This is a genomic window from Mucilaginibacter sp. P4_G9 (genome assembly GCF_056400985.1).
In genome coordinates this window covers 1-1,100 of sequence record NZ_JBFUKF010000803.1, presented here as the reverse complement: position 1 = coordinate 1,100, position 1,100 = coordinate 1, and the positions used below count along the sequence as shown (strand labels likewise).

1 protein-coding gene is annotated in these 1,100 nt (G+C 46.1%); it reads right to left on the bottom strand.

All coding sequences use genetic code 11. The features are described from left to right. The coding region (gene lepA, locus AC1DPZ_RS27765) for a translation elongation factor 4 (protein ID WP_477409613.1) at positions 1 to 1,100 on the bottom strand (1,100 nt) is incomplete at both ends.

Genomic DNA, 1,100 nt, shown 5'->3' with positions numbered 1-1,100 from the left:
GTATAAGCGATGTAGGATACGTTGGGAACAGTGGTGATCACCGTCATATCAAACTCACGCTCCAGCCGCTCCTGGATGATCTCCATGTGCAGCATGCCCAGAAATCCACAACGGAAACCAAACCCCAATGCTGCCGATGACTCCGGCTCAAAAACCAGCGAGGCATCATTTAGTTGCAGTTTGGCCATCGATTCGCGTAGTTCTTCGTATTCATCGGTATCAACAGGATAAATACCGGCAAATACCATTGGCTTTACTTCTTCAAAACCCTGGATGCCGCTTTCGCACGGACGGTCAACACGGGTAATGGTATCACCCACTTTCACCTCACGAGCCTCTTTTATACCAGATATTATATATCCCACATCTCCCGTTTTGATTACATCGCGGGGCGATTGCTTTAACTTTAATGTGCCAACCTCATCGGCTATATATTGCTTTTCGGTAGCAAAGAATTTTACTTTATCATTTTTACGGATCTCGCCGTTTACCACCTTAAAGTAAGCCACAATACCACGGAAGGAGTTATAAACCGAATCAAAGATCAGCGCCTGTAAAGGTGCTTCAGGATCACCAACAGGAGCAGGTACCCTTTCAACAATGGCTCGTAAAATATCGTGAACACCCATTCCTGTTTTACCGGATGCGGCAAGAATTTCTTCACGTTTGCAACCAATCAGTTCAACTATCTGGTCTTTAACTTCCTCGGGCATGGCGCCGGGTAAGTCCATTTTATTTAGTACCGGGATAATTTCCAGGTCGTTCTCTAAAGCGAGGTACAGGTTGGATATGGTTTGCGCCTGTATTCCCTGCGCAGCATCAACAATAAGCAAAGCCCCTTCACAGGCCGCTATTGACCGCGAAACTTCGTAAGAAAAATCTACGTGCCCTGGTGTATCTATTAGGTTGAGGATATATTTTTGACCATCAAGCTCATAATCCATTTGTATGGCGTGGCTTTTTATGGTGATGCCCCGCTCGCGTTCCAGGTCCATATCGTCAAGCAATTGCGCCTGCGATTCGCGTTGGGTTATAGTGTTAGTGTATTCTAATAACCTATCGGCAAGTGTGCTCTTGCCGTGGTCGATATGTGCGATGAT